Raw genomic sequence first — 26,160 nt, forward strand, 5'->3', positions numbered from 1 at the left:
GGAATTGGCCAAAAAAGGCGCACTCCCGTATAATCCTTCGGCTTGCAAGGATCCGAGCGGGAGGGCCGTGCGCCCGTCCCGCTTTTGTATGTCTGTAATCCGGACCGGCGACGCATTCACCAGCAGCATCAACAGGAGTCTTTCGTGCCCTTGTTACCCACTCTTCCGCCGGCGATTCTCGCACTGGCCGATGGGACAATCTTCCGCGGCCATGCCATCGGCGCCGGCGGCAGCACCAACGGCGAGGTGGTGTTCAATACGGCGATGTCCGGCTATCAGGAGATCCTTACCGATCCCTCCTACTGCCGCCAGATCGTTACCCTCACTTACCCGCACATCGGTAACGTCGGCTGCAACGCCGAGGATTTCGAATCACGCGGCAACTATGCCGCCGGCCTGGTCATTCGCGATCTGCCGATTCGTGCCGAGAGCTGGCGCCTGCAGGAAACCCTGCCCGACTACCTGCAGAAGCACGGCGTCGTGGCCATCGCCGGCATCGATACGCGCAAGCTCACCCGCATCCTTCGCGAAGGCGGCGCCCAGGCCGGGTGCATCATGGCCATCGACCTGGATGACGAGCAGGCGATTGCCGAAGCAAGGAACTTCCCCGGTCTCGCCGGAATGGACCTGGCCAAGGTGGTGAGCACTACAGCCCCCTACGAATGGACGGCCGGCGAATGGGCCCTGGACGGCTATCGCTCGCTAGCCGAGGGACCGCTTCATGTCCTGGCCTACGATTTCGGCGTCAAGCACAACATCCTGCGCATGCTTGCCAGTCGTGGCTGCAAAGTCACGGTCGTTCCGGCGCAAACGCCGGCCGCAGAGGTCCTCAAGCGGCAACCCAATGGCGTATTTCTGTCCAACGGTCCCGGCGACCCGGAACCCTGCGACTACGCCATCGAGGCCATCCGCGAAATCCTTGCCGCCGGAGTGCCGACTTTCGGTATCTGCCTCGGCCATCAGTTGCTGGCCCTGGCGTCCGGTGCGCAGACGACGAAAATGAAGTTCGGCCATCACGGCGCCAACCATCCGGTCAAGGATCTGCGTAGCGGGCAGGTATTGATCACCAGTCAGAACCACGGTTTCGCGGTCGACGGCGAGACGCTGCCCGCGAACTTGGTGCCAACGCACCTGTCGCTGTTCGACGGCTCACTGCAGGGCATCGCACGTAGCGACGTCCCCGCTTTTTCCTTTCAGGGCCACCCGGAAGCCAGCCCGGGCCCGCACGATATCGCCCATCTGTTCGATCGCTTCGTCCAGATGATGCAAGACAAGAAGGGGCAACATGCCCAAGCGCACTGACATCAAGAGCATTCTCATCATCGGTGCAGGTCCGATCGTCATCGGCCAGGCCTGCGAGTTCGATTACTCGGGCGCGCAAGCCTGCAAGGCGCTGCGTGAAGAGGGCTACCGGGTTATCCTGGTGAACTCGAACCCGGCGACGATCATGACCGATCCGGACATGGCCGACGTCACCTACATCGAGCCGATCAACTGGCAAACGCTCGAAAAGATCATCAGCCGCGAGCGCCCCGACGTGCTACTGCCGACGATGGGCGGACAGACGGCGCTGAACTGCGCCCTCGACCTGGCCAGGCACGGCGTTCTCGAGAAGTTCGGCGTCGAAATGATCGGTGCCACCAAGGAGGCGATCGACAAGGCCGAAGACCGCGAGAAGTTCAAGCAGGCGATGACCAGGATCGGTCTCGGCTCGGCGCGCTCGGCGATGGCACACTCGATGGAAGAAGCGCTGCAGGTGCAGGCGGTGATCGGCTATCCGACCATCATCCGACCGTCGTTCACCATGGGCGGCACGGGCGGTGGCATTGCCTACAACCAGGAGGAATTCGTCGACATCTGCGAGCGCGGCCTGGAAGCCAGCCCGACCCGCGAGCTGCTCATCGAGGAGTCACTGATCGGCTGGAAGGAGTTCGAGATGGAGGTCGTGCGCGACCGCAACGACAACTGCATCATCGTCTGCGCCATCGAGAACCTCGACCCGATGGGCGTACACACCGGCGATTCGATCACCGTCGCGCCAACGCAAACGCTGACCGACAAGGAATACCAGATCATGCGCAACGCCTCGGTGGCGGTCTTGCGCGAAATCGGCGTCGACACCGGCGGCTCCAACGTGCAGTTCGCGATCAACCCGCGCGACGGGCGGATGATCGTCATCGAAATGAATCCGCGCGTCTCGCGCTCGTCGGCGCTGGCGTCGAAGGCTACCGGTTTTCCGATCGCCAAGGTGGCTGCCAAGCTGGCGGTCGGCTATACGCTCGACGAACTGGCGAACGAAATCACCGGCGGCAAGACGCCGGCTTCGTTCGAACCGTCGATCGACTACGTGGTCACCAAGGTGCCGCGCTTCGCCTTCGAGAAATTCCCCGAGGCCGACTCGCGCCTGACCACGCAAATGAAATCGGTGGGCGAAGTGATGGCCATCGGGCGTACCTTTCAGGAGTCGCTGCAAAAAGCCCTGCGCGGTCTGGAGATCGGCGTCGATGGCTTCGACGAGCGGAGTACCGACCGCGAGGAAATCGAAATGGCGCTCGGCGAGGCGCGCCCGGAACGTATCTGGTACGTCGCTGACGCCATGCGCATCGGCATGAGTCTGGATGAAATCCACCGCCTGACGGGCATCGACCCGTGGTTTCTGGCGCAAATCGAGGATCTCTACAAGCAGGCAGAAGTGATTCGCGGGCAGCCGCTGGAATCGCTGTCAGGCGAGGAATTACGGCACCTGAAGCGTGCCGGCTTCTCGGACAAGCGGCTGGCAACGCTGATGCGGACCACCCAGACAGCCGTTCGCGAGCGCCGTCACGCGCTGCACGTTCGCCCGGTGTACAAGCGCGTGGACACCTGCGCCGCCGAATTTGCCACCGATACCGCCTACATGTACTCGACCTATGAGGACGAGTGCGAATCGAACCCCAGCGACCGCAAGAAGATCATGGTCCTCGGCGGCGGCCCCAACCGGATCGGTCAGGGCATCGAGTTCGACTACTGCTGTGTGCATGCAGCGCTGGCCTTGCGCGAAGATGGTTATGAAACGATCATGGTCAACTGCAATCCGGAGACCGTGTCTACCGACTACGACACCTCGGATCGCCTCTACTTCGAACCGCTGACGCTCGAAGACGTCCTGGAAATCGTCGCCGTCGAGAAACCCTATGGCGTCATCGTCCAGTATGGGGGGCAGACGCCACTGAAACTGGCGCGCGACCTCGAAGCCAACGGCGTGCCGATCATCGGCACCAGCCCGGACATGATCGACGCCGCCGAGGACCGTGAACGCTTCCAGAAACTGCTGCACGAGTTGGGTCTCAAGCAGCCCGCCAACCGCACCGCGCGCACCGAACCCGAGGCCTTGCGCCTGGCGGCCGAGATCGGCTATCCACTGGTCGTGCGTCCGTCCTATGTCCTCGGCGGGCGAGCCATGGAAATCGTCCACGACCCGCGCGACCTCGAACGCTACATGCGTGAAGCGGTAAAGGTTTCCAACGACTCACCGGTACTCCTCGACCGTTTCCTCAACGACGCCTGCGAAGTCGACGTCGACGCCCTCGGTGATGGTGACGAAGTGTTGATCGGCGGCGTCATGGAGCACATTGAACAGGCCGGAGTTCACTCTGGTGACTCGGCGTGTTCGCTGCCCCCGCATTCCTTGTCCGCCGAGTTACAGGACGAAATGCGCCGGCAGACAAAGTTGATGGCCAAGGGCCTCAACGTCTGTGGGCTGATGAATGTGCAGTTCGCCATCCAGGACGGCGTCGTTTTCGTTCTGGAGGTCAACCCGCGCGCCTCGCGCACGGTTCCCTTTGTCTCCAAGGCCACCGGCCTGCAACTGGCAAAGATCGCAGCGCGCTGCATGGTCGGGCAGTCGCTGGCCAGCCAGGGTTTCAACAAGGAAGTGATCCCGAATTACTTTTCGGTCAAAGAGGCGGTTTTTCCCTTCGCCAAGTTTCGCGGCGTCGACACCATTCTCGGCCCGGAAATGAAATCGACAGGCGAGGTAATGGGCGTCGGAGTCACTTTTGCCGAAGCTTTCGTCAAGAGCCAAACGGCGGCCAGCGTGCGCCTGCCCCGTTCAGGTCAGGTGTTCATCAGCGTCAAGGACTCGGACAAGCCCCAAGCCGTGACCATCGCCCGCGATCTGCGCACGGCCGGGTTCACCCTGCTCGCGACGCGCGGTACCGCGGCCACCATCGCTGCGGCAGGCATCGAGGTGAGGGCGGTCAATAAGGTCACCGAAGGCCGGCCGCACGTGGTCGACATGATCAAGAACAACGAGATCGTCCTGATCATCAACACCGTGGACGAGAAGCGCACGGCAATCAACGACTCACGTTCGATCCGGACTTCGGGCCTGGCCGCAAGGGTCACCATCTACACCACCATCTGGGGCGCCGAAGCCGCAACCGCTGGCATCAGAAACCGCGGCGCACTGGTTGTTTATCCGATCCAGGAACTGCACGCACAATTGCGTTGATTAATCCATCGAAACGTCGGGAACACCCGCCAGGCGGGTGGCGACGTTTCTCTGTTGGCAACGAAAGAAATGACCAAGACACCTTTGACCGTGAATGGCGCTGAGAAACTCGCCGCCGAACTGCATCATCTGAAGACCGTTGAGCGACCGCAAACCATTGCCGCGATCGCCGAAGCACGCTCGCACGGCGACCTCTCCGAAAACGCCGAATACGATGCGGCCAAGGAGAAGCAAGGCTTTGTGGAAGGACGCATCCAGGAAGTGGAGAGCAAACTGGCGAACGCCCAGATCATTGACCCGAAACTGCTCGACGCCGACGGACGTTGCGTGTTTGGCGCAACGCTCGACCTCGACGATCAGGAAACGGGCACCCGCGTCAGCTATCAGATCGTCGGAGAGGATGAAGCGGATATCAAGGCCGGCAAGATCTCCATCAACTCGCCGATCGCACGCGCGCTGATCGGCAAGTTTGCTGGCGACATCGCCGAAGTGCAGGCGCCAGGTGGCGTGCGCGAGTACGAAGTCATCGCCGTGCGCTACGAATAGATTCTGCAGATGCAACGCCTGGCGGATGCGCTCTACGACATCACCCTGACTCTCTGGGTCGGCGGCTTGTGGGCCATCGGTTTTCTCGTCGCACCGACGCTTTTTGCCGCGCTCGCCAGTGACCGCCAGCTGGCCGGACTACTCGCCGGCAAGCTGTTTGCCTTGATCGGCTGGGTCGGCCTGGGCTGTGCCAGCTACCTCTTGCTGCACACCGTGCTACGAATGGGTACGATCGCCTTGCGCCGGTGGACCTTCTGGCTACTGATCGGAATGCTGCTGCTCACGGCCATCAATCTCTTCGGCATTCAACCGCTGCTCGCGCAGATCAAGGCCGACGCCTTGCCGAGACAGGCGATTGAGAGCGTGCTCAGCCAGCGCTTCGCCATCTGGCATGGCGTGTCCGGGGTTGTCTACGCCCTTCAGAGCCTGCTCGGGGTATTACTGATCAGCGGATTCCGGCGCGTTGGCAGGTAGATCACGGCGCGAGCAACTGGCAAGCCAGGAGTGCTGACAGGCGATGGGCTGACAATCGCTTTCCCAAGCTACTCACGGGAGCGCATCTCAAGCGCCCGAATCGCCCTGGAAGCTGCGCTTGCTACGGCGGGGCTCGCTGCGTTTCGGGCGAGGCCTGGCGGACTGAGCCGGACCATCTGCTCGCGGCCGCCAGATCACCAACAATTTACCGAGGTGCTGCACCGGCGCCGCATCGAGACGCTCGCAGAGCGTGGTGAGAAACTGCTCGCGCGCCAAACGGTCGTCGTTATAGACCCGGATCTTGATCAGTTCGTGGCTGCTTAGATTGACATCGACCTCGCGAACAACCGCTTCCGACAGGCCATTCTGGCTTATCGAAACGACCGGCTGCAGAGAGTGTGCACGGGCGCGCAGGACACGGCGCTCGTCGGAGCTGAGATTGAGCATACAGGACACCTTTTCTTGAGGACCGCATTTTAGCGGGTTTCGGCCAATGAAACGAAGCAGATCAAGCACGGCGTGGTTGAACGAGCATGTTAACGACGCCTATGTCCAACGGGCAAAGACAGAAGGCTATCGTTCGCGCGCGTCGTACAAGCTGATGGAAATTGACAACAAGGATGCTCTGATCCGCTGCGGCGACGCGATCGTCGACCTCGGCGCGGCGCCGGGCGGCTGGTCACAAGTGGCCGCCAGACGGCTGCAGGGCCGCGGTCGCGTCATCGCGCTCGATTTGCTGGAGATGGCGCCGATGCGCGGCGTCACTTTTCTGCAAGGCGACTTTCGCGAGCAGAACACCCTGCTTGCGCTGGAAGAATTACTCGCTGGCGACCGACCAGGGCTTGTTCTTTCGGATATGTCCCCCAATATCTCGGGTATCTCGGTCTGCGACCAGGCCAGGGTGATGCACCTGGCCGAGCTGGGCCTGGACTTTGCGCGCAGCTGGCTGCAACCGGACGGCGCATTCCTGGTCAAAATTTTTCAGGGGCACGGCTTCAGCGAGTTCCTGCACGAAATGCGCAAGACCTTCAAGACCGTATCTTCACGCAAGCCGGATGCTTCCAGGGATCGTAGCCCGGAGGTCTATCTGCTGGGCAAGGCCTTGAAAACGTGAGAGCATCTGCAAGGTCGTCTTTGCTTCAACGGCAACTAATCGGTTTAGAATACTGGGTTCGTGGAACAGCAGGGTTTCCGGAGCTTTTGCGCCGGACAACGTGGAAGAGGTGAAGTATTGAATAACATGTTCAAAAATCTGGCGGTGTGGCTGGTAATTGGTCTGGTCCTGATGACCGTCTTCAACCAGTTCAATACCCGCCAGGTCGCTCAGTCGACGATGGAGTATTCACAATTCATCGACGAAGTGGGCAAGGGGACAATTGCCAAGGTGGTGATCGAGGGTAGAGTGCTCAAGGCGACGACCACCGACGGGCGCAAGCTGACCAGCTACGCGCCCCCAGACCTGTGGATGGTTTCTGACCTGCTCAAGAATGGCGTCACGATCGAAGCCAAACCCGACGAAGAACAGTCCTTCCTGATGAGCATCTTCGTCAGCTGGTTCCCGATGCTGCTGCTCATTGGTGTGTGGATCTTTTTCATGCGTCAGATGCAGGGCGGTGGCCGCGGCGGTGCTTTCTCGTTCGGCAAGAGCAAGGCACGCCTGCTTGACGAGTCGACCAACACCATCACCTTTGCCGATGTCGCTGGTTGCGACGAAGCCAAGGAAGAGGTCTCCGAACTGGTGGACTTCCTGCGTGACCCGTCGAAATTCCAGAAACTCGGTGGCCGCATCCCGAAAGGCGTGCTGCTGGTCGGCAACCCGGGTACCGGCAAGACCCTGCTGGCCAAAGCGATTGCCGGCGAAGCCAAGGTTCCGTTCTTCTCGATCTCCGGTTCCGACTTCGTCGAGATGTTCGTCGGTGTCGGCGCAGCGCGCGTCCGTGACATGTTCGAAAATGCCAAGAAGCACGCCCCGTGCATTATCTTCATCGATGAACTGGATGCCGTCGGACGGCAACGTGGCGCTGGTCTCGGCGGTGGCAACGACGAGCGCGAGCAAACGCTGAACCAGATGCTGGTTGAAATGGATGGTTTTGAAGGCAGCGTCGGAGTCATCGTGATCGCTGCCACCAACCGTCCAGACGTGCTTGATCCAGCGCTGATGCGTCCGGGCCGTTTCGATCGCCAGGTCGTCGTACCACTACCCGACATCCGTGGTCGCGAGCAGATTCTGATGGTCCACATGCGCAAAGTGCCGCTATCACCAGACGTCAAGGCCGACATCATCGCCCGCGGCACGCCCGGTTTTTCCGGAGCCGATCTGGCCAACCTGGTCAACGAGGCTGCCTTGTTCGCGGCGCGCAGCAACAAGCGCCTGGTGGACATGGAGGACTTCGAGAAGGCCAAGGACAAGATCATGATGGGCGCCGAGCGCCGCAGCATGGTCATGAACGAGGACGAGAAGCGCAATACGGCCTATCATGAGTCCGGCCATGCCGTGGTCGCCAAGCTGATGCCGAAGTCCGACCCGGTACACAAGGTCACCATCATCCCGCGCGGACGGGCACTCGGACTGACCATGCAACTGCCGGAAGAAGATCGTTACGCTTACGATCGCGTCTATCTGATGAGTCGGATTGCAGTCCTCTTCGGTGGCCGCATCGCCGAAGAACTGTTCATGAATCAGATGACCACCGGCGCCTCGAATGACTTCGAGCGAGCAACGCAGATGGCGCGTGACATGGTCACCCGCTACGGCATGTCCGACGCACTCGGCCCCATGGTCTATGGCGAGAATGAGGGCGAGGTCTTCCTGGGGCGTTCGGTCACCACGCACAAGAACATGTCCGAAGCGACCATGGAGAAAGTCGATCGCGAAATTCGCAGCATCATCGACCAGCAGTACACCCTTGCGCGCAGTGTCCTCGAAGAACATCGTGCGACGGTCGAGGCAATGGCCGCCGCCTTGCTCGAACTCGAAACGATCGACAGCGACCAGATCGACGACATCATGGCTGGCAAACCGCCGCGCCCGCCGAAGCAGCCGCAAACCAAGCTGCCGAGCACGCCACCGGACAGCAAGACGCCGGATGCCGCTCCGAGCGCACCACCAGCACCCGCCTGAGCGCGCACCACGGGGCCCTGGCTATGGCTAGATATCGGCTCTGCCGTGGAGCTTCCGGAGCCCGCCCGACGCCCCAAGGCGCTAGGCGCTGCTGAGCCGATGCTTCGCTGCGGCTCGTTTCACATCCCGCTGGACCGCCCGCTGGTGATGGGCATTGTCAATCTGACTCCGGACTCGTTTTCCGGTGACGGGCTGGCGAGCAACACCAGCGAGGCCGTAGCGCGTGCTCGCCAGCAGATTGACGCCGGTGCCGACCTGCTGGATATCGGCGCCGAGTCGTCACGCCCAGGTGCTGCAGAAACGTCAGAGGACGAAGAACTGCGGCGCTTGCTGCCCGTGCTCGAAGCGCTTGCCGACTGTACGCTGCCGATATCGGTCGATACCTACAAGCCGGCAGTGATGCGCATGGCGCTGGCCAACGGTGCGTCGATGATCAATGACATCTTTGCGCTACGCATGCCGGGGGCGCTGGCGGCGGTCGCCGACAGCGACTGTGCCGTCTGTCTGATGCACATGCAGGGCGCGCCATTGACCATGCAGGAGCAACCCGCCTACGCCGATGTCGTGGCCGAGGTGCAGGCTTTCCTGCGCACACGAGTCAGCGCCGCACTGGCGGCAGGCATCAGCAGTGATCGCCTGCTGCTCGACCCCGGTTTTGGCTTCGGCAAGACGCTGCAGCACAATCTGGACCTGCTGCGCCGTTTCGACGAGTTGTCCATTGACGACCTGCCTCTGCTGGCCGGCATCTCACGAAAATCGATGCTGGCAACGATCACCGGGCGTCCGGTCGCGCAGCGACTTGCCGGCAGCCTCGCGGCTGCGCTGCTGGCGGCACAACGCGGCGCGAGCATCTTGCGTGTTCATGATGTCAGCGAAACACGCGATGCCTTGGCCGTCTGGCAGGCTGTAAACGCAGCAGAAGTCACTTGACCGGGAGGCACGAAGACCTCGCCTCCGCAGGCTGACGCATCGGCGTTCGCCGTTCTGCTTGGTGTATTTGTTGGCAGCGCTTGGGCCCGGATTTGCGTAGAATGGGCCGGATCGAACGAATCAATATCCACATTGGCGACTGAAGGGAGAGGCATCGTGGCGAGGAAATACTTTGGAACCGACGGCGTACGAGGGCGAGTCGGCGAGAGTCCAATCACGCCCGATTTCGTCATGCGTCTGGGTCACGCCATGGGCAGGGTTCTCGTTACGCATCGGGCGGAACGCAGCGGCACAATAGCCGGAGAGCGTCCGGCGGTACTGATCGGCAAAGATACCCGCGTTTCAGGCTACATGCTGGAAGCCGCCCTGGAAGCCGGTTTTTCGGCTGCCGGGGTCGACGTCTCCCTGGTCGGACCCATGCCGACGCCGGCCATCGCCTACCTGACTCGCGCCTTGCGCCTGCAAGCCGGAATTGTCATCTCCGCATCGCACAACCCCTACTACGATAACGGCATCAAGTTCTTCTCGGCGCAGGGGACCAAGCTTCCCGATGAACTCGAGCTGGAGATCGAAGCGGCGCTCGACGAGCCACTGACCTGCGTCGACTCGGCCGCTCTTGGTCGCGCGCGTCGAATTGAAGACGCGGATGGTCGCTATATCGAGTTTTGCAAGAGCACCTTCCCCTTCGAACAGGACTTGCGCGGACTCAAGATCGTCGTCGACTGCGCCAACGGTGCCGCCTACTACATCGCACCCAAGGTGTTCCACGAACTGGGCGCCGAAGTGAGCAGCATCGGCGCCGACCCCAACGGCCTCAACATCAACCACGAAGTCGGCGCAACCGCGCCCGAAGCCCTGCGCCAAGCCGTGCTAACACAAGGCGCAGACCTCGGTATTGCCCTCGATGGTGACGCCGACCGGGTGTTGATGGTCGACGCCCAAGGCACTCTCTACGACGGCGATCAACTACTTTTCGCCGTCGTCCGCAGCCGCCTCCGCCAGGGTCCTGTGGCAGGCGTCGTCGGCACCCTGATGACCAATCTTGCCTTCGAACACGCCGTGGCCGAACTCGATATACCGTTTGTTCGTGCCGCAGTCGGCGACCGCTACGTGATGGACATGTTGCGCCAGAAAGGCTGGTTGTATGGCGGCGAGAACTCCGGACACATCCTCTGCCTCGACAGGCACTCGACGGGGGACGGTATTGTTTCCGCTCTACAGGTGCTTTCGGCACTGCGGACAGCCGGAGGCACACTGCAAGAGCTGCTAGGCGACCTGCAACTCTACCCGCAGAGGCTGATCAACGTCGCCTTGAGCAAGGGCTTCCCATGGCAGGATCACCCCTTGATCGGCTCGGTGCACAGCCAGGTGGAGAGTGCGCTGAACGGCCGTGGCCGAGTGCTGCTGCGTGCATCGGGAACCGAACCGCTGCTGCGCGTAATGGTCGAAGGCGAGGACTCGGCAGTGGTCAACAATGCCGCCGAAACCCTGGCCACCGCCGTGCGCGAAGCGGTCGCTTCGTAAGCCGATCAAGCCCGGCCGATCACGAAGAGCAGCCCAGCGCTACCGAGGCACTCGCTCAGGCGTGCTCAGCCGTCATCTGCCTCACCTTCACGGACGCCGTACTGGCGGTCGAGCCGGTTCATGTAGCGCGCATACCACCAGATAATCGCCAGATAGACCAGCGGCGCCCCCTGGGCGCCCATGTAAAACCCCAGCGGGAAGCCCATGACCGTGATCTCGGCGAGCTCACGGGCGAAGAAACTGACCACGAAACTGACCGCGAACCATATCGCCAGCAGCAATGCCGTCATCTTCAGGTTGCGCCGCCAGTAGTTGCGATGCTGGTGTTCGCGCCGCATTCAGCGCACCCCCGCTGCTGCGCCTAGAACGAAAGCGTGCGCGGGGCAGGCGGAGCTCGCCAGCCGACGTCGGCTCACGAACCTTCCAGTTCTGGGTAGCGAACGCTTTCGACGAAATCCTGCGTCGCCTTACTTGGCGGCCGGGAACACAGACTGACGACGACAATCGTCGAGAACCCGGCGGCAACGCCCCACACCCCCGCCGAGGTCGACTGTATACCCCACCACGGCTCCATGCCGATTCCCTGGATACCCAGCCAGGGGATGGCGTCCACCTGCACACGAACCATGTAATAGAGGGTTACCAGCAAACCGATCACCATGCCACTCACCGCGCCCGCCGCATTGGCCCTTTTCCAGAAAACGCCAAGAATCAATGCCGGAAAAAAAGCCGCGCCGGCCAGCGAGAAGGCCCACGCCACCATCGACAGAATCGCCGCCGGCTTCTGCGAAGCGACCGTGGCCGCGAGCACGGCGACCACCAGCAGTAGCGTTTTCGAAACCACCAGCCGCCATTGGGTGGTCGCCTCGGGACGATAGACCTTGTAATAGACGTCATGCGACAAAGCGCTGGCAATGGTCAGTAGTAAGCCGTCGGCGGTAGACAGGGCCGCCGCCAGCGCACCGGCAGCGACCAGGCCAGAAATGACATACGGCAAACCGGCAATTTCTGGCGTGGCGAGCAAAATCACATCCGGATTGAGCGCCAGTTCGACGAGTTGCAGAATTCCGTCACCGTTCACATCTTCGATCGAGACCAGACCGATCTTGCCCCAGGCACTGACCCAGACAGGCAGTTGGGCGATCGACGAACCGATCAGCGTCGAGTAGATCTCGTACTTGGCAAAGGCCGCGTACGCTGGCGCCGTCAGGTAGAGAGCCAGAATGAACAGCAAGGACCAGAAAACCGAAGTGCGCGCCTCGCGGACGCTGGGAGTGGTGTAGTAACGCATCAGTACATGCGGCAAGGCCGCGGTACCGACCATCAGGCAGAAGACCAGACTGAGAAAGTTGAGACGGGCCGTATTGCTCACCTCCTCACCACCTGAGGGATAGGGAGTCAGGTGATGCTCGGGATCGGCGCCACGCAGCGCCGCGTCACGCATCAACTTCTCCCAGTAGACCTTGGCCGCCTCACTGCTTGTCGGCAACTCGCGGCGCTCGCGCTCGATGGCCACGACCTCACGCATCTGCGCGTTGCTGCTTTTCAGTTCCTCGATCTGTTCGGCTAGACGGAGCCGCTCTTCGTCGAGCGCTTCGGGCAAGGTCAGGATGCGTTCGTAGTAGCCATCGGCGCGTTCACGAAAAATGCGGCGAGCTTCAATCTCGGCGGGATCGGCGAAGATTTTCTCTTCGAGGAGCTGCACCTTCTGCAGGACGAGGCCATAGGTCAGTTGGGGGACCGGAATGCCGGTAACCTGGTACGAGAGAATGCTCACCGGAACCAGATAGGCGACGATCAGAATGGCGTATTGAGCCACCTGCGTCCAGGTCACCGCGCGCATGCCGCCGAGAAAGGAGCAAACCAGGATACCGGCCAAACCGACATAGACCCCGATCTCGAACTGCAACCCGACAAAGCGGCTGGTAATCAGCCCAACCCCGTAGATCTGGGCGACGACATAAACGAAAGACGCCAATACCGTCGCCAAGACGCCGACCAGCCGCGCCGGGTTGCCGCCATAGCGCGCCGCGAGAAAGTCCGGGATGGTAAATTGCCCGAAGCGCCGCAAATAGGGTGCTAGCAACAGAGCGACCAGGACGTAGCCGCCGGTCCAGCCCATCACGTACGCCAGCCCCTGATAGCCCGACAGGTAGAGCGTCCCGGCCAAGCCCATGAACGAGGCCGCGCTCATCCAGTCGGCGCCGGTCGCCATGCCGTTGAAAATCGCAGGCACCCGCCTGCCGGCGACGTAGTACTCGGAAACGCTAGCCGTGCGCGCCAGCACGCCAATCGTCGCGTAGAGGAAAATGGTCAGAAACAGAAAGGAATAGCCGATCCAGCGCGGTGGCAGTCCCAGCCGCTCAAGGAACGCCAGGATGAGGATAAAAATGAAAAAGCCCGCGGTGTAGAAAGCATAGTAGCGACGCAGCGGGACGGTGGTGTAGTCGACCATCGCTGCGCTCGCCTAAGCACTCGGGTACAGGTGACGCCGTGCTTTCTCGAGCTTGATAAGGCTGGCCGGCGTCTCGAAACCTTTTTGCGCGGCACGAGCCAGTGTGAGCTGCAGCAGCTGCGCCGTCGCGTAGGCGTCCGAAACCGGGTTGTGGCGCTCGATGCTGGGGACGCCGAAGTGCTCAAGCCAGGTGTCCAGGCGCGCCTGTTTGTCGCCCAACTCGCGAAACAGGCCAGCCATGACCCAGGCCAGATCGATCCATGGCAAATCCAGCTCGACGCCCAGCGCCTCGGCTAGCACACCTTCGATTCGCCGAGCGACGAACGACGCGTGGTAAGCGACCAGCGGCGCCTTGGTGGCAAAATCAAGCAAAGCGAGCAAGGCTTCGCCGCGCTCCTCGCCGCTGATCGGCGTCAGCGGCAATTGCTCGGCCTCGGCAAGCGGACGCCCGGCGGCGTCCGTCGCCGCGCCTGCCTCCACCATCGGCAGCTGCAAGGCAGCGCTTAAATCAATCAGGCCATCGGCCAGCGCCAGCGCGCCGATCGAACCCAGAGGACCGTCCTTCCAGTCCCCGCCGGCGATGGCAATGTCGATCAGCACGTAGCGACTGCGATAGTGCGAGCGGCTCAGATCAGGTGCCGGCAGCATCTGCCAGGCGGAAAGTCGCTGCAACTGCCTGCTCGTCAAGTGCAAGGCTTGAGCGTTCTGGCCAGCAAACAGTTTCGAGAACCAGACCATGGTCAGATCTGATAGTCGAGCTTCAGGCGCACCTGCAGCCTGCGCGCCTGCCGGAAAGACTCTTTGAGCATACGTCTTTCAACCTCGTTCAGCTCGTCCGGCCGGATCAGATTGTCACCGCTGCGCCCGTGTTCCTGCTCGAAATGCTGGTGCCGCAAACGCAGCATCTGAATGAAATTGAAGCCGTCGACGACGGCCGCCGTCTCGTCTGCGGAAATCTTCATCAAGCTGCTGGCCCGCTTGAGACGAGCGACGGTGTTCGTCGCCTCGACCTGATTGGCCAGCGCAAAAAGGCGTGCCGCGTCGGTAAACAGGCGCACGCCGTACTTCTTGAGATCGATGGTTCCGGGATGCTCGGGGTCGCCGTCGGTGACGAAGTCGCGAATGCGACCTAGCGGCGGCGCCACGCTGAGCGCATTCTGGGCCAGCATGCGCAGGAACAGCGGATTGCCCTGCGTCTGGCGAAGAAGTGACAGACGCATCCGGTGCGCCAGATTAAAGCGGCCGTGCAGCGGTCGGAAATCGAAAAAGATCGTCGCGTTCAGCAAGGCCAGCGGCTCGGGTGTGCGCACCCACTGCGAAAACTTCTCTTCCCACTCCTCGAGCGTCAGGCAAAGCTCGGGGTTGCTGGCCATGATGTTGCCCTTGCAGAGGGGAAAACCGCACTTGTCGAGGTCATCATTGACCTCCCGGGCAAAATCGAGAAAACGCAGCTGCGTCTGCTCGCGGTCCATGATGTCGGTGCAAATGAAGACGATTCCGTTATCCTGATCGGTGGTGAAGGTCTGCTCGTCGCGCCCCTCCGAACCGAACGCCAGCCACGCCCAGTCGATGCCGTAGAAGTCGTGGCGCTCGAGGTTGAGTTCGATCACCCGGCGCGTCACCGCGTCGTTCAGGGTCGAGATGAACTGCGTGATCTCCTGCGCGCCAACTCCCTCCGAAAGCATCCTCAGTGCCAACTGGCGAACGTCGTCGCGCGCGTGCTGCAGCACGGCGATAGTGGTCGCTGCGTCGATCGCGTGCCGAATCTGCCGCAGGCCTGCCCCTTGCAGCTTGAACAGGTCACGCTCGGAAACCACGCCGCGCAAGCGCCCGCCCTCGTCCACTGCGAGAACGTGGCGCACCCGGTGCATGGCCATCAGCAGCGCCGCGTCATGAGCATTTGCCGCCAGCGGCAAGGTCTGCGGTGCTGGCGACATGACCGCGGCAATCGCCTGCTCCAGGGACGCCCCGGGGAGGACGATGCGTTTCAGGATGTCCGAAAGGGTAAAGATGCCGATAGGCTGCTGCTCGCCATCCACCACCACCATCGAGCCGAGGTGCTGGCTGGCCATCAGCTCGACGACCCGGCGCACCGGCGTATCGGCCGCCACGGCGACCGGTTCACGCGTGACGATTATCGATAGTGGCGAGTTCATCGTCTTCTGTTCCGCCGCGCGCTGGGCAAGCTGCAGCTGCAGCTGCTGCTGCGATTGCCTGAGCAGGCCGGCGATGTACTGGGTACAGAAAAGATTGAAGACTGTGCTCTTCTGGGTCAGGGCGAAGAAGTCTTCGGCGGCCAGTTCGTAACAGAAGACATCGTCGCGAGCAACGTAGGCGCCCACCGTTTCACGCTGCGCCATCAAGGCGCCAATCGAGAAGCTCTGACCGGGACCCAGGGTGAGCGACGATGACTCCAGCTTGCGGTCCCCACCGCTGCGCAGAACGTCCACCCGACCACGCTGCAGGATGTGCAGCGTCCGCGCCACGCCGCTTTCTCTGGCCAGAATCCGCGCGCCTTTCGGATAGTGGGCGAGTTTCACCCGCTGCGCGAGAAAACGCAGCCACTCGGCTTCCATCCGATCAAAAGGCGGGTAGGCCTGCAGTGACTGGATGCACGCGGAGACCAGCAGTTCAGTCGCCTCGTTGCTCATCCGAACTCCTAGTTCGATGCAAATAAATAGGCCGGCACGCCGTGCCGGCCTGAAAAAACCCGCTTGCTCAGGCGAGGTGACGCGTCGCCGAAGCCTCTCCCACGCGCAAAAAGCTGCTAACGGTCATGACATGTCGAGATACCCCGAATCATGAAAGTCATGACCGTTTCCCTCTTCCCCTGCCCCTTCTCCCGCAAGGGGAGAAGGGAGGTTCGTGAGTCGCTTGCGCGACTTTCACATTAAGCAAAGTCACCCGCGGCGACATCGGGCCGATCATTCGGCCCGATGTCGTCGCCGAACACAGGCGCAGGTTGTCGCTGGTTCAGCCCCTCAACTGGTCAAGAATTGCCGGATTCTCGAGCGTTGAAATATCCTGGGCGACGGTCTCCCCTTTCGCCAGCGAGCGCAACAAGCGGCGCATGATCTTTCCGGAACGGGTTTTTGGCAGGTTCTCGCCAAAGCGCAGATCCTTGGGTTTGGCGATCGGTCCGATCTCGCGACCGACGTGATCCTGCAGCTCCTTGATCATCTTCTTGGCCGCTTCGCCGGTTGGCCGCGCGCCTTTCAGGACCACAAAGGCGCAAATCGCTTCACCGGTGAGATCGTCCGGCCGGCCCACCACGGCCGCTTCGGCGACCATCGGGTGCGAAACCAGTGCCGATTCGATTTCCATGGTTCCCATACGGTGACCGGAGACATTCAGCACGTCATCGATACGACCGGTAATCGTGAAGTAGCCGGTATTGATGTCGCGAATCGAACCGTCCCCGGCGAGGTATAGCTTGCCGTTGAAATCGTCCGGATAGTACGACTTCTTGAAGCGCTCGGGGTCGCCCCAGATGTTGCGAATCATTGCCGGCCAGGGGCGCTTGACGACCAGCAGGCCGCCCTTGCCCCAGTCGAGTTCGGTACCTGTTTCATCGACAACAGCGGCCATGATTCCCGGGAAGGGCAAGGTACAAGAACCGGGCACCATCGGCGTCACGCCTGGCAGCGGGGTAATCATGTGACCACCGGTTTCAGTCTGCCAGAAGGTATCGACAATCGGGCAACGACCGCCGCCAACGGCGTCGTAGTACCACTGCCAGGCCGCTGGGTTGATCGGTTCGCCGACCGTACCGAGCAGGCGCAGCGACGACAGGTCGTACTGTGTCGGGGCCACCGCCGGATTGACATCGGCGGCCTTGACCAGCGAGCGGATCGCCGTCGGCGCGGTGTAGAAGATGCTGACCTTGTGGTCCTGGATCATTTTCCAGAAACGGCCGGCGTCGGGATAGGTCGGAATCCCTTCGAAAACCACTTCGGTCGCACCGCAGGCCAGCGGTCCGTAAGTGATATAGCTATGACCGGTTACCCAACCGATGTCGGCGGTACACCAGAAGAGGTCGTCGGGCTTGATGTCGAAAGTCCACTTCATGGTCACGATGGCGTGCAGCAGATAGCCGCCGGTCGAGTGCTGAACGCCCTTCGGCTTGCCGGTCGATCCCGAGGTGTACAGCAGGAACAGCGGGTGCTCGGCGTCTACCCATTCCGGTTCGCAGACATCGGACTGACCCGCGGTAACATCGTGCCACCAGATGTCACGGCCAGCGACCATATTGCAGGTGCCACCGGTACGCTGGAAGACGATGACGTTCTTGATCGACTCGCAGCCACCAAGCGCAATGCCCTCGTCTACCGCCGGCTTGAGCGGTATCTTCTTGCCGCCGCGACACTGCTCGTCGGCGGTAATCACCGCCACTGCGCCCGCGTCATTGATGCGGTCACGTACCGACTGCGCAGAGAAGCCACCGAAGACCACCGAGTGGATGGCGCCGATGCGGGCGCAAGCCTGCATGGCGACAATACCTTCGATACCCATCGACATGTAGATGACGACGCGGTCACCTTTCTTGATGCCGCGCGCGCGCAAGCCATTGGCAAACTGGCTGACCTGCACCAGCAGTTGCTGGTAGGTAAGCCGTTTGACTTCTCCGTCGTCAGCTTCGAAGAGGATGGCCACCTTGTCGCCGAGACCGGCCTCGATGTTGCGATCCAGGCAGTTGTACGAAGCGTTCAGCGTGCCATCGGCAAACCACTTGAAGAAGGGCGCGTTGGACTCGTCCAACACCTGCGTAAACGGCGTCTTCCAGGCGAGGTGTTCGCGGGCCAGACGCGCCCAGAAACCGGGGTAATCCTTTTCCGCCTCGGCGCAGAGGGCCTTGTAAGCGTCCATGCCAGAAATCGTCGCCTGTTTTACAAAGTCGGCGGAGGGGTCAATAAACGTAACGGCTGCGCTCTGTGACATGTGCCATCTCCTGTGCAATTATGGGTAGAAGTTTGAAGAAGTCGATGCAGCGCGGGGCGAACAGAACCTGGTGAGAACCGGGCGGCGCGCCGAGCGCATCGCGAAAGGCCGAGCCTCACCCGGCGGTAGCACCTGCTGGCAGGCCAACTGCCCCAGATTAAACGCCGCGATTCTTACACACCACTTACGCCACAGCCCCGCCGCACGCCGGAAATCAGCGTTTCTTTGGTGCTAAAATCCGAGTTCCCAAACTTCCCGCGCCCTGAAGAAATGCCCTCTCTGAAACCCACGGTAGACAAACTCGAGATGTTCATCTTCTGGAGCCGCTGGCTGCAGGCGCCGCTCTATCTCGGCCTGATCATCGCTCAGGGAGTCTATGTCTACCTGTTCATGGTCGAACTGTCGCATCTGATTGGCAACCTTTTTTTCAGCGCCAAGCAGATCAACGAAACCGAGGTGATGCTCGTCGTTCTCGGCCTGATCGACGTGGTGATGATCGCCAACCTGCTGATCATGGTGATCATCGGCGGCTACGAAACCTTCGTCTCCCGGCTGCATCTCGAAGGCCACCCCGACCAGCCGGAATGGCTGTCGCATGTCAATGCCGGCGTACTCAAGATCAAGCTATCGACGGCGATCATCGGCATTTCCTCGATCCATTTGTTGAAGACCTTCATCAACGCGGAAAACATGAGCGAACACACGATCAAGTGGCAGGTCATCATCCACGCCGTTTTCCTGGGCTCCGCCCTGGCCATGGTCTGGGTCGATCGAATAATGACCCAGACCCTGGCGATGAACAGAGCGCAACACGCTGCCCGGCACTGACCAACACCCGCGGGTAGGGTAATCAATCCCCGCCACTCACGAGAGAGACCCTGAAATGACACCCATCAAGCAGGAAGACTTCATCCAGAGCATCGCCGACGCATTCCAGTACATCAGCTACTATCACCCACTGGACTACATCAAGGCGCTCGGCGCTGCCTACGAGCGCGAGCAGAGCCCGGCCGCCAAAGACGCCATCGCCCAAATTCTGACCAACAGCCGCATGTGCGCGGAAGGGCATCGGCCGATCTGCCAGGATACCGGCATCGCGGTGATCTTCCTCAAGGTCGGCATGGATCTGAAATGGGATACCAAGCTATCGGTCCAGGAAATGTGCAATGAGGGCGTTCGCCGGGCTTACAACAATCCCGACAACACTTTGCGTGCCTCGGTGCTGCTCGATCCGGCCGGTGCGCGCAAAAACTCACGCGACAACACGCCGGCCGTGGTGCATTACGAAATCGTCCCCGGCGACCACCTGGAAGTGATTTGTGCGGCCAAGGGCGGTGGTTCCGAAAACAAATCCAAGTTCTACGCGCTCAACCCGTCCGACTCGATCGTCGATTGGGTCCTGAAGACAGTCCCGACCATGGGTGCCGGCTGGTGCCCGCCCGGAATCCTCGGTATCGGCATCGGCGGCACGCCCGAGAAAGCCATGCTGCTGGCCAAGGAGTCACTGATGGCGCCGGTCGACATCCATGAGCTGATCGCCCGCGGCGCCAGCAATCGCGTCGAGGAACTGCGGCTCGAACTGTACGAAAAGGTCAACGCACTGGGAATCGGCGCGCAAGGCCTCGGCGGCCTGACTACTGTTCTCGACGTCAAGATCCTCGACTACCCGACGCATGCCGCCAGCCTGCCAGTAGCGATGATCCCCAACTGTGCGGCGACCCGGCACGCGCACTTTCACCTCGATGGTTCCGGACCGGCAGTGCTGACCCCGCCGGACCTCGACCAGTGGCCGAAGGTCAACTGGACGCCGAATACGGAAACCTCGACACGAGTCAATCTCGACACGCTGACGCCAGCCGAAGTCGCGGCCTGGAAGCCGGGCCAGACACTGTTGCTCAACGGCAAGATGCTGACCGGTCGCGACGCGGCGCACAAACGCATCCAGGACATGCTCGCCAAGGGCGAAGCTCTGCCGGTCGACTTCACCAACCGCGTGATCTACTACGTCGGCCCGGTCGACCCCGTTGGCGATGAAGTGGTCGGCCCGGCGGGTCCGACGACCGCGACGCGGATGGACAAGTTCACCGAGATGATGCTCGCCGAAACCGGGTTGATCTCGATGGTTGGCAAGGCCGAACGTGGCCCGACCGCCATCGAGGCGATCAGGAAGCATAAATCGGCGTATCTGATGGCCGTCGGCGGCGCCGCCTATCTGGTTGCCAAAGGAATCAAGGCGGCCAGAGTGGCCGGTTTTGCCGATCTTGGCATGGAGGCCATTTACGAATTCGAAGTCAAGGACATGCCAGTAACCGTGGCCGTCGATTCGAGCGGCACTTCGGTGCACAACACGGGACCGCGCGAATGGCAGGGCAAGATCGGCAAGATCCCGGTCACTGTCGTCTGAGCCTCCTGATCAACTCCGCTGCAAGCCGGCCGAGTGCCGGCTTGCGCTTTTTTCGTGCATCGCATCGCAACGGCCCCATCAAGGAGGACGCATGGCCCTCGAAGATCACGGCAGCGCGCCGCGGCAACTGACCATCACGACCAATCCATGATCGGCGTTTTCGACAGCGGTCTCGGTGGTCTCTCTGTCCTCGCCGCCATCGCCCGAGCGCTCCCGGAAGCCGACCTGCTGTACTTCGCCGACACCGCAAACGTTCCCTACGGCGACAAGAGCGATGCCTTCATCCGTGCGCGGGTTTTGGCCATTGGCAGGCACCTGGTCGCGCAAGGCTGCAGCCTGATTGTCGTCGCCTGCAACACCGCCACGGCGGCGGCCGTGGCCGCGTTCCGCGAATTGCTTCCCGGGCTGCCGGTGGTCGGCGTCGAACCCGGCGTCAAACCGGCGGCGATGGCGTCGCGCAGCGGCCGTATCGCAGTACTGGCAACGCTGTCGACCACCCGCAGCAAGCGCCTGGCCGAGCTAATCCGGCAGCATGCAAGCGCCGTACAGGTCGACGTCGTCGCCTGTGACGGCTGGGCAAGCCGCGTTGAAACCCTGCACCTCGACGACCCCGATTTCGCCGCAGAAGCACGCCGGCATGTGGCGCCGCTGCTCGCCGCCGGCGCCGACCAGATCGTTCTTGGCTGTACGCACTATACCTTCCTGCGCCCGGTTCTCGAACCGCTGGTCGCCAATCGAGCGACGCTGGTCGACGTCGCCGATGCCGTCGCCCGCCAGTGCGTGCGCCTCGCCGGAGCAGGCACAAGCAGCGGCGGCCGCTTGGCGCTATTCGCCACCGCCCACCCTGAACGTCTGCAGGCAGCCCTGCCGGTACTCGGCTTGGGCCGCTTGTGCGATCGCCAGACTCAGGCCGCGCGCCTGGCAGTCACCTTAATGTGAAAGTCGCGCAAGCGACTCACGAAACTCCCTCCTCCCCTTGCGGGAGAAGGGGCAGGGGAAGAGGGAAACGGTCATGACTTTCATGATTTGGGGTGTCGCCACGTGTCATGACCGTTAAATTGACCACCGCTCGTGCCTCGTCAGCGGCGCCGCTGGTGGCCGTCATCGGTGCTGGCCCGGCCGGCTTGATGGCTGCCGAAATGCTCGCCAACGGCGGCGTCAGTGTCGATGTTTACGACGCCATGCCTTCAGTCGGCCGCAAGTTGCTGATGGCCGGCAGGGGCGGACTGAACATCACCCACGCCGAGCCTGCCGAAGAGTTTCGCAAGCGTTACGGCGCACGGCAAAAGGAGATCTCGCCCCTGCTCGACGCCTTCGCTCCGACAACGCTTCGCGAGTGGGTACACGGCCTCGGCATAGCGACTTTTATCGGCAGCTCAGGGCGCATTTTCCCGACCGACATGAAAGCCGCGCCACTTCTGCGCGCCTGGCTGCAGCGCCTGCGCAGCACGGGCGTACGCTTCCACATGCGCCATCGCTGGAGTGGCTGGATGCCGGCTGGCGAGGGCCGCATCGGGCTATCTTTCGCCACCCCACAGGGCGAACAACAGCAGCAAGTGCAGGCCGTCGTGCTGGCCCTCGGTGGCGGCAGTTGGGCCAGGCTCGGTTCGGACGGCAAGTGGTTCGCGCTCCTCGAACAAGCGGGCATCGCGCTGGCCCCGCTACGGCCAGCCAACTGCGGCTTCGACGCGGCCTGGAGCGAACACCTTCGTGAGCGCTTCGCAGGCCAGCCGATCAAGGCCGTCAGCGCCTCCCTGGTCGACGCCGACGGCGTCATGCATCGCCGCCGCGGCGAGTTCATGCTCACCACGAACGGCGTCGAAGGCGGTCTGATCTACGCCCTGTCAGCCGCCCTGCGCGACACCATAGACGCCAAGGGGTCGGCAACGCTGCACCTCGACCTGCTACCCGAGCACACAGCCGCACGCGTGCTCGCCGAAGTGGCGCGAGCACGTGGCGCGCGCTCACTCTCCAGCCATTTGCAAAGCCGCCTGCGGCTCAAGGGTGCCAAGGTCGCGCTGCTGCACGAATGCCTGGCCAGCGCTGAGCTTGTCGATCCGGCATGCCTGGCGGCAGCGATCAAGGCTCTGCCGCTACGCCTGCTCGCCACGCGCCCGCTCGACGAAGCAATCAGCAGCGCCGGCGGCATCTGCTTCACCGCCCTCAACGAACAGCTGATGCTGAAGGACCTTCCCGGCGTTTTCTGTGCCGGCGAAATGCTCGACTGGGAAGCACCGACCGGCGGTTATCTGCTCACCGCCTGCCTCGCCAGCGGCCACGCGGCAGGCCGCGGTGTGCGAGACTGGCTAAAAGGTTGAACGGGAAACTGACAAGCTGCGCGCGAAAAGCGTGGGTTCGGCAATGCGCACGGGCTCGCCAAGAACGCCGCAGTGCACTAAACTCTTTCCCGCAATGACCAACTCGCGACACTCATGACCCCTCCCCCGGCCGAGATCTCCCCGCTGCAGCCCCAGGTGCTCGTCGTCCCCCTGAGCGCGCCTCTGCAATGGCTGCGTCTGGGCTGGCGCGACCTGCGCCGTTGTGGCCCCCTGAGTCTGGCGCATGGGGTCTTGCTGGCCGCTTTCGGCCTCGCGCTGATGGCCAACGCCTACCAGCATTTCTGGCTGCTGGCCGGCGCCTTCTCGGGCTTTCTGGTCGTGGCCCCGGTCCTGGCGACCAGTCTGTACGCCATGAGTCGCGCCGTCGAACATAGCAGTAGCATCGGCTGGCCACTGCTACGGGACACCTGGCTGAGCTGGCAGCAATCCCGCTTCATGGAGTCGGGCGGTTATTGGTGCCTGGTACGCTTCGGTCTTCTGCTGGCACTCGCCGGCACGGGATGGGTAGTCACCTCGGCGGCGCTGATTACCCTGCTCGCCCCCGTGCCCATCAAGGCGCCAGCGGACTTCCTGCGCTACGTCGTACTTAGTCGAGACAATCTCCTGTTCGAAACCTGGCTGGCCATGGGAGGCGTACTGGCAGCGCCGATCTTCGCCTCCAGCGTCGTCGCCATGCCCTTGCTGCTCGACCGGCGCAGCAACCTGCTGATGGCCGTCCTGACCAGCTGGCGGGTCGTTCTCGCCAACCCGGGCCCGATGGCCGTTTGGGCGGCACTGATCATGTTTCTGGTACTGATCAGTTTTGCGACAGCCATGCTCGGTCTGATCCTGCTCATTCCCGTGTTGGGCCACGCCAGCTGGCACGCTTACCGCGCGCTGGTTGATGCCAGCGCCTTGCCCGAGCGTCCGCGAGCCCAGTGAACGAGTCGATACTTGGATTCTCCGAGGAACAGATTGCTGCCTTTGGTCTTTCCGTAGGCCTTGGCTCATTCATACTCTACATGCTGTTCATCGTCGGACAACTGGCGTGGGAATCCAAGGCCGGCAAGCTCGGAACTTTCGTGATCTTCCTGGGCCTGACCTTCGGCATGCTCGGCTTCGCCGCCAAATACGTGATTCAGTGGGCGCTCGACATCAAGTGACGGGCCGCAGGCAGCGCGGTTCCAGCGTGCGCCGAGTCTTGCTATAGTTCGGCCTGCGCACCGCCAGCGGGTCATTCTTCATCTTCCCGGCCGGCGGCTTTTGTTTTCCTGCCGCCGAAAGCTTCCTGATGAGCACCACCGCCAACACCACAGCCACCAACGACTCCCCGCAAGACAGCCGCAGCGAAAGCGCCTTTCCGCCTGACATCCAGCGCGATGTCGCCAAGCGGAGGACCTTTGCGATCATTTCCCACCCGGATGCCGGCAAGACGACACTGACCGAAAAGCTGCTGCTTTTCGGCGGCGCGATCCAGCTCGCGGGAACGGTAAAGGGGCGCAAGAGCGCTCGCCACGCCACGTCGGACTGGATGGAAGTCGAGAAACAACGCGGCATTTCGGTGACCAGCTCGGTGATGCAGTTCGACTACCAGGGACACACCGTCAATCTGCTCGACACACCCGGGCACGAAGACTTTTCCGAAGACACCTACCGCGTACTGACGGCCGTCGATGCGGCGGTAATGGTCATCGACGCGGCCAAGGGCGTCGAAGCGCAGACGATCAAGCTGCTCAATGTCTGCCGCATGCGCGATACGCCGATCATCACTTTCGTCAACAAGCTCGACCGCGAGGTCCGCGAACCTTTCGAGCTGCTCGAGGAAATAGAATCGGTGCTCGGCATCGAATGCGCGCCGATCACCTGGCCGATCGGCATGGGCAAGACTTTTCGTGGCGTCTATCACCTCCTCAACGACCGCCTGCTGCATTTCGCTGCCGGACAGGAAAGGCGCAGCGAGTCAGAACGCCTCGACGGTCTGGCCAACCCCCTGCTCGACGCGCAGTTCCCCACCGAGGTCGCCAAACTGCGCGAGGACGTCGAGCTGATCCAGGGGGCCAGCGGGCCTTTCGAGCTGGCCGGTTTTCTCGCCGGTCGCCAGTCGCCGGTCTTCTTCGGCTCGGCCATCAACAACTTTGGCGTCCAGGAGATTCTCGAAGCGCTGCTCAACTGGGCACCGCCACCACAGGAACGCAACGGTGGCGAGCGCATAGTGCGACCGGCGGAAGCTGCATTCAGCGGCTTCGTCTTCAAGATTCAGGCCAATATGGACCCCAAGCACCGCGACCGGATTGCTTTTTTCCGTGTCTGCTCGGGCCGCTACACGCCGGGAATGAAAGTCAAACACGTGCGCCTCGATCGGGAAATGAAACTGGCCAACGTGCTGACCTTCATGGCCAATGAGCGCCTGTTAATGGAGGACGCCGTTGCTGGCGACATCATCGGCATCCATAACCACGGCAACCTGCACATCGGCGATTGCCTCAGTGAAGGCGAGGTGCTGGCTTTCAAGGGCATCCCCTATTTCTCGCCGGAGCTCTTTCGCGTAGCACGGCTGCGCGACCCGCTGAAAAGCAAGCAGTTGCAGAAAGGACTGCAGGAGCTCGGGGAAGAGGGCGCGATCCAGGTCTTCGAGAACCTCGGCAGCGGCGCGCTGCTACTCGGCGCCGTCGGCACGCTGCAGTTCGAAGTGGTTGCCCAGCGCCTGCAAAGCGAGTACAAGGTCGATGCCATCTTTGAATCGGCCGACATCTACACCGCCCGCTGGCTGACCTTCCCCGATGCCAACACGCGGCGCAACTTTGAGCGCGAGCAACTACACCGCATGGCCAAGGATGTCGACGGCAATCCCGTTTACCTGGCCAGCACGCGCTACAACCTCGAGGTGACCAGCGAGAAGTGGCCGAGTGTCGGCTTCCACAGCTCACGCGAGCACGGGCAGTTGCTCACTTGAGCACG

General features: G+C 62.1%; 21 protein-coding genes. 15 read left to right on the forward strand and 6 right to left on the reverse strand.

Annotation, left to right across the window (positions count from 1 at the left end; genetic code table 11):
• The first annotated feature begins 144 nt into the window (after positions 1-144).
• The 4 genes from carA to QZ648_RS10150 all read left to right on the forward strand — a co-directional run bounded on the left by carA (position 145) and on the right by QZ648_RS10150 (position 5,512).
• Positions 145-1,302 carry a glutamine-hydrolyzing carbamoyl-phosphate synthase small subunit gene (carA, locus tag QZ648_RS10135; RefSeq protein ID WP_291996913.1) on the forward strand — a complete coding sequence of 386 codons (1,158 nt, stop codon included), beginning with the start codon at positions 145-147 and terminating at the stop codon, positions 1,300-1,302.
• On the forward strand, positions 1,286-4,492 hold the full coding sequence (gene carB, locus QZ648_RS10140) for a carbamoyl-phosphate synthase large subunit (RefSeq protein ID WP_291996914.1): 3,207 nt from the start codon (positions 1,286-1,288) through the stop codon (positions 4,490-4,492). The genes carA and carB overlap by 17 nt, the downstream gene beginning before the upstream one ends.
• 69 nt (positions 4,493-4,561) lie before the next feature.
• A complete protein-coding gene (gene greA / locus QZ648_RS10145) occupies positions 4,562-5,038 on the forward strand; it encodes a transcription elongation factor GreA (protein WP_169065863.1) in 477 nt (158 codons plus the stop codon).
• Positions 5,039-5,047: 9 nt separating this feature from the next.
• Positions 5,048-5,512: a DUF4149 domain-containing protein gene (locus QZ648_RS10150; RefSeq protein ID WP_169065864.1), complete on the forward strand. Its 465-nt coding sequence runs from the start codon at positions 5,048-5,050 to the stop codon at positions 5,510-5,512.
• Positions 5,513-5,599: 87 nt separating this feature from the next.
• Here QZ648_RS10150 and QZ648_RS10155 read toward each other — a convergent pair whose 3' ends face one another.
• Entirely contained in the window at positions 5,600-5,959 is a 360-nt protein-coding gene (locus QZ648_RS10155) for a YhbY family RNA-binding protein (RefSeq protein ID WP_169065865.1), read from the reverse strand.
• A 46-nt stretch (positions 5,960-6,005) separates the two neighbouring features.
• Here QZ648_RS10155 and QZ648_RS10160 point away from each other — a divergent pair, with 46 nt between their 5' ends.
• The 4 genes from QZ648_RS10160 (at position 6,006) to glmM (ending at position 11,087) form a co-directional block, all read left to right on the forward strand.
• The gene (locus QZ648_RS10160; protein ID WP_291996915.1) at positions 6,006-6,626 is read left to right on the forward strand and encodes an SAM-dependent methyltransferase; all 621 of its coding nucleotides are present in this window, start codon (positions 6,006-6,008) and stop codon (positions 6,624-6,626) included.
• 117 nt (positions 6,627-6,743) lie between these two features.
• Complete coding sequence (gene ftsH / locus QZ648_RS10165; RefSeq protein WP_169065867.1) at positions 6,744-8,633, forward strand: ATP-dependent zinc metalloprotease FtsH; 1,890 nt, start codon at positions 6,744-6,746, stop codon at positions 8,631-8,633.
• Between the two features lie 99 nt (positions 8,634-8,732).
• Positions 8,733-9,563, forward strand: a complete 831-nt coding sequence (gene folP / locus QZ648_RS10170; protein WP_291996916.1) for a dihydropteroate synthase — start codon at positions 8,733-8,735, stop codon at positions 9,561-9,563.
• 156 nt (positions 9,564-9,719) lie between these two features.
• Entirely contained in the window at positions 9,720-11,087 is a 1,368-nt protein-coding gene (gene glmM / locus QZ648_RS10175) for a phosphoglucosamine mutase (protein WP_169065869.1), read from the forward strand.
• Positions 11,088-11,152: 65 nt separating this feature from the next.
• On the opposite strand, the gene QZ648_RS10180 is transcribed toward glmM, so the two are convergent.
• From QZ648_RS10180 to acs, 5 genes are all read right to left on the reverse strand, one after another.
• Complete coding sequence (locus tag QZ648_RS10180; RefSeq protein WP_291996917.1) at positions 11,153-11,425, reverse strand: DUF4212 domain-containing protein; 273 nt, start codon at positions 11,423-11,425, stop codon at positions 11,153-11,155.
• A 74-nt stretch (positions 11,426-11,499) separates the two neighbouring features.
• Positions 11,500-13,542, reverse strand: a complete 2,043-nt coding sequence (locus QZ648_RS10185; protein ID WP_291996918.1) for a sodium:solute symporter family protein — start codon at positions 13,540-13,542, stop codon at positions 11,500-11,502.
• A gap of 12 nt (positions 13,543-13,554) precedes the next feature.
• A complete protein-coding gene (locus QZ648_RS10190) occupies positions 13,555-14,280 on the reverse strand; it encodes a hypothetical protein (RefSeq protein WP_291996919.1) in 726 nt (241 codons plus the stop codon).
• Between the two features lie 2 nt (positions 14,281-14,282).
• Positions 14,283-16,193 carry a DUF294 nucleotidyltransferase-like domain-containing protein gene (locus QZ648_RS10195; protein ID WP_169065871.1) on the reverse strand — a complete coding sequence of 637 codons (1,911 nt, stop codon included), beginning with the start codon at positions 16,191-16,193 and terminating at the stop codon, positions 14,283-14,285.
• Positions 16,194-16,515: 322 nt separating this feature from the next.
• A complete protein-coding gene (gene acs, locus QZ648_RS10200) occupies positions 16,516-18,480 on the reverse strand; it encodes an acetate--CoA ligase (RefSeq protein WP_169064901.1) in 1,965 nt (654 codons plus the stop codon).
• Between the two features lie 270 nt (positions 18,481-18,750).
• Here acs and QZ648_RS10205 point away from each other — a divergent pair, with 270 nt between their 5' ends.
• From QZ648_RS10205 to QZ648_RS10235, 7 genes are all read left to right on the forward strand, one after another.
• Positions 18,751-19,308, forward strand: coding sequence for a TIGR00645 family protein (locus QZ648_RS10205; RefSeq protein ID WP_291996920.1), 558 nt, complete (start codon positions 18,751-18,753; stop codon positions 19,306-19,308).
• Positions 19,309-19,363: 55 nt separating this feature from the next.
• Positions 19,364-20,884 (forward strand): fumarate hydratase, encoded by a 1,521-nt coding sequence (locus QZ648_RS10210; RefSeq protein ID WP_169064902.1) that lies wholly within the window; start codon positions 19,364-19,366, stop codon positions 20,882-20,884.
• 147 nt (positions 20,885-21,031) lie between these two features.
• Entirely contained in the window at positions 21,032-21,823 is a 792-nt protein-coding gene (gene murI / locus QZ648_RS10215; protein WP_291996921.1) for a glutamate racemase, read from the forward strand.
• 107 nt (positions 21,824-21,930) lie between these two features.
• The gene (locus tag QZ648_RS10220; protein ID WP_291996922.1) at positions 21,931-23,202 is read left to right on the forward strand and encodes a TIGR03862 family flavoprotein; all 1,272 of its coding nucleotides are present in this window, start codon (positions 21,931-21,933) and stop codon (positions 23,200-23,202) included.
• A 114-nt stretch (positions 23,203-23,316) separates the two neighbouring features.
• The gene (locus tag QZ648_RS10225) at positions 23,317-24,144 is read left to right on the forward strand and encodes a DUF2189 domain-containing protein (protein WP_169064904.1); all 828 of its coding nucleotides are present in this window, start codon (positions 23,317-23,319) and stop codon (positions 24,142-24,144) included.
• 8 nt (positions 24,145-24,152) lie between these two features.
• Complete coding sequence (locus tag QZ648_RS10230; protein ID WP_169064917.1) at positions 24,153-24,365, forward strand: DUF2788 domain-containing protein; 213 nt, start codon at positions 24,153-24,155, stop codon at positions 24,363-24,365.
• A 128-nt stretch (positions 24,366-24,493) separates the two neighbouring features.
• Positions 24,494-26,155: a peptide chain release factor 3 gene (locus QZ648_RS10235; protein WP_211203574.1), complete on the forward strand. Its 1,662-nt coding sequence runs from the start codon at positions 24,494-24,496 to the stop codon at positions 26,153-26,155.
• Positions 26,156-26,160: the final 5 nt, after the last annotated feature.

Source organism: Candidatus Accumulibacter sp. ACC012, from assembly GCF_907163155.1.
Lineage (GTDB): Bacteria > Pseudomonadota > Gammaproteobacteria > Burkholderiales > Rhodocyclaceae > Accumulibacter > Accumulibacter delftensis.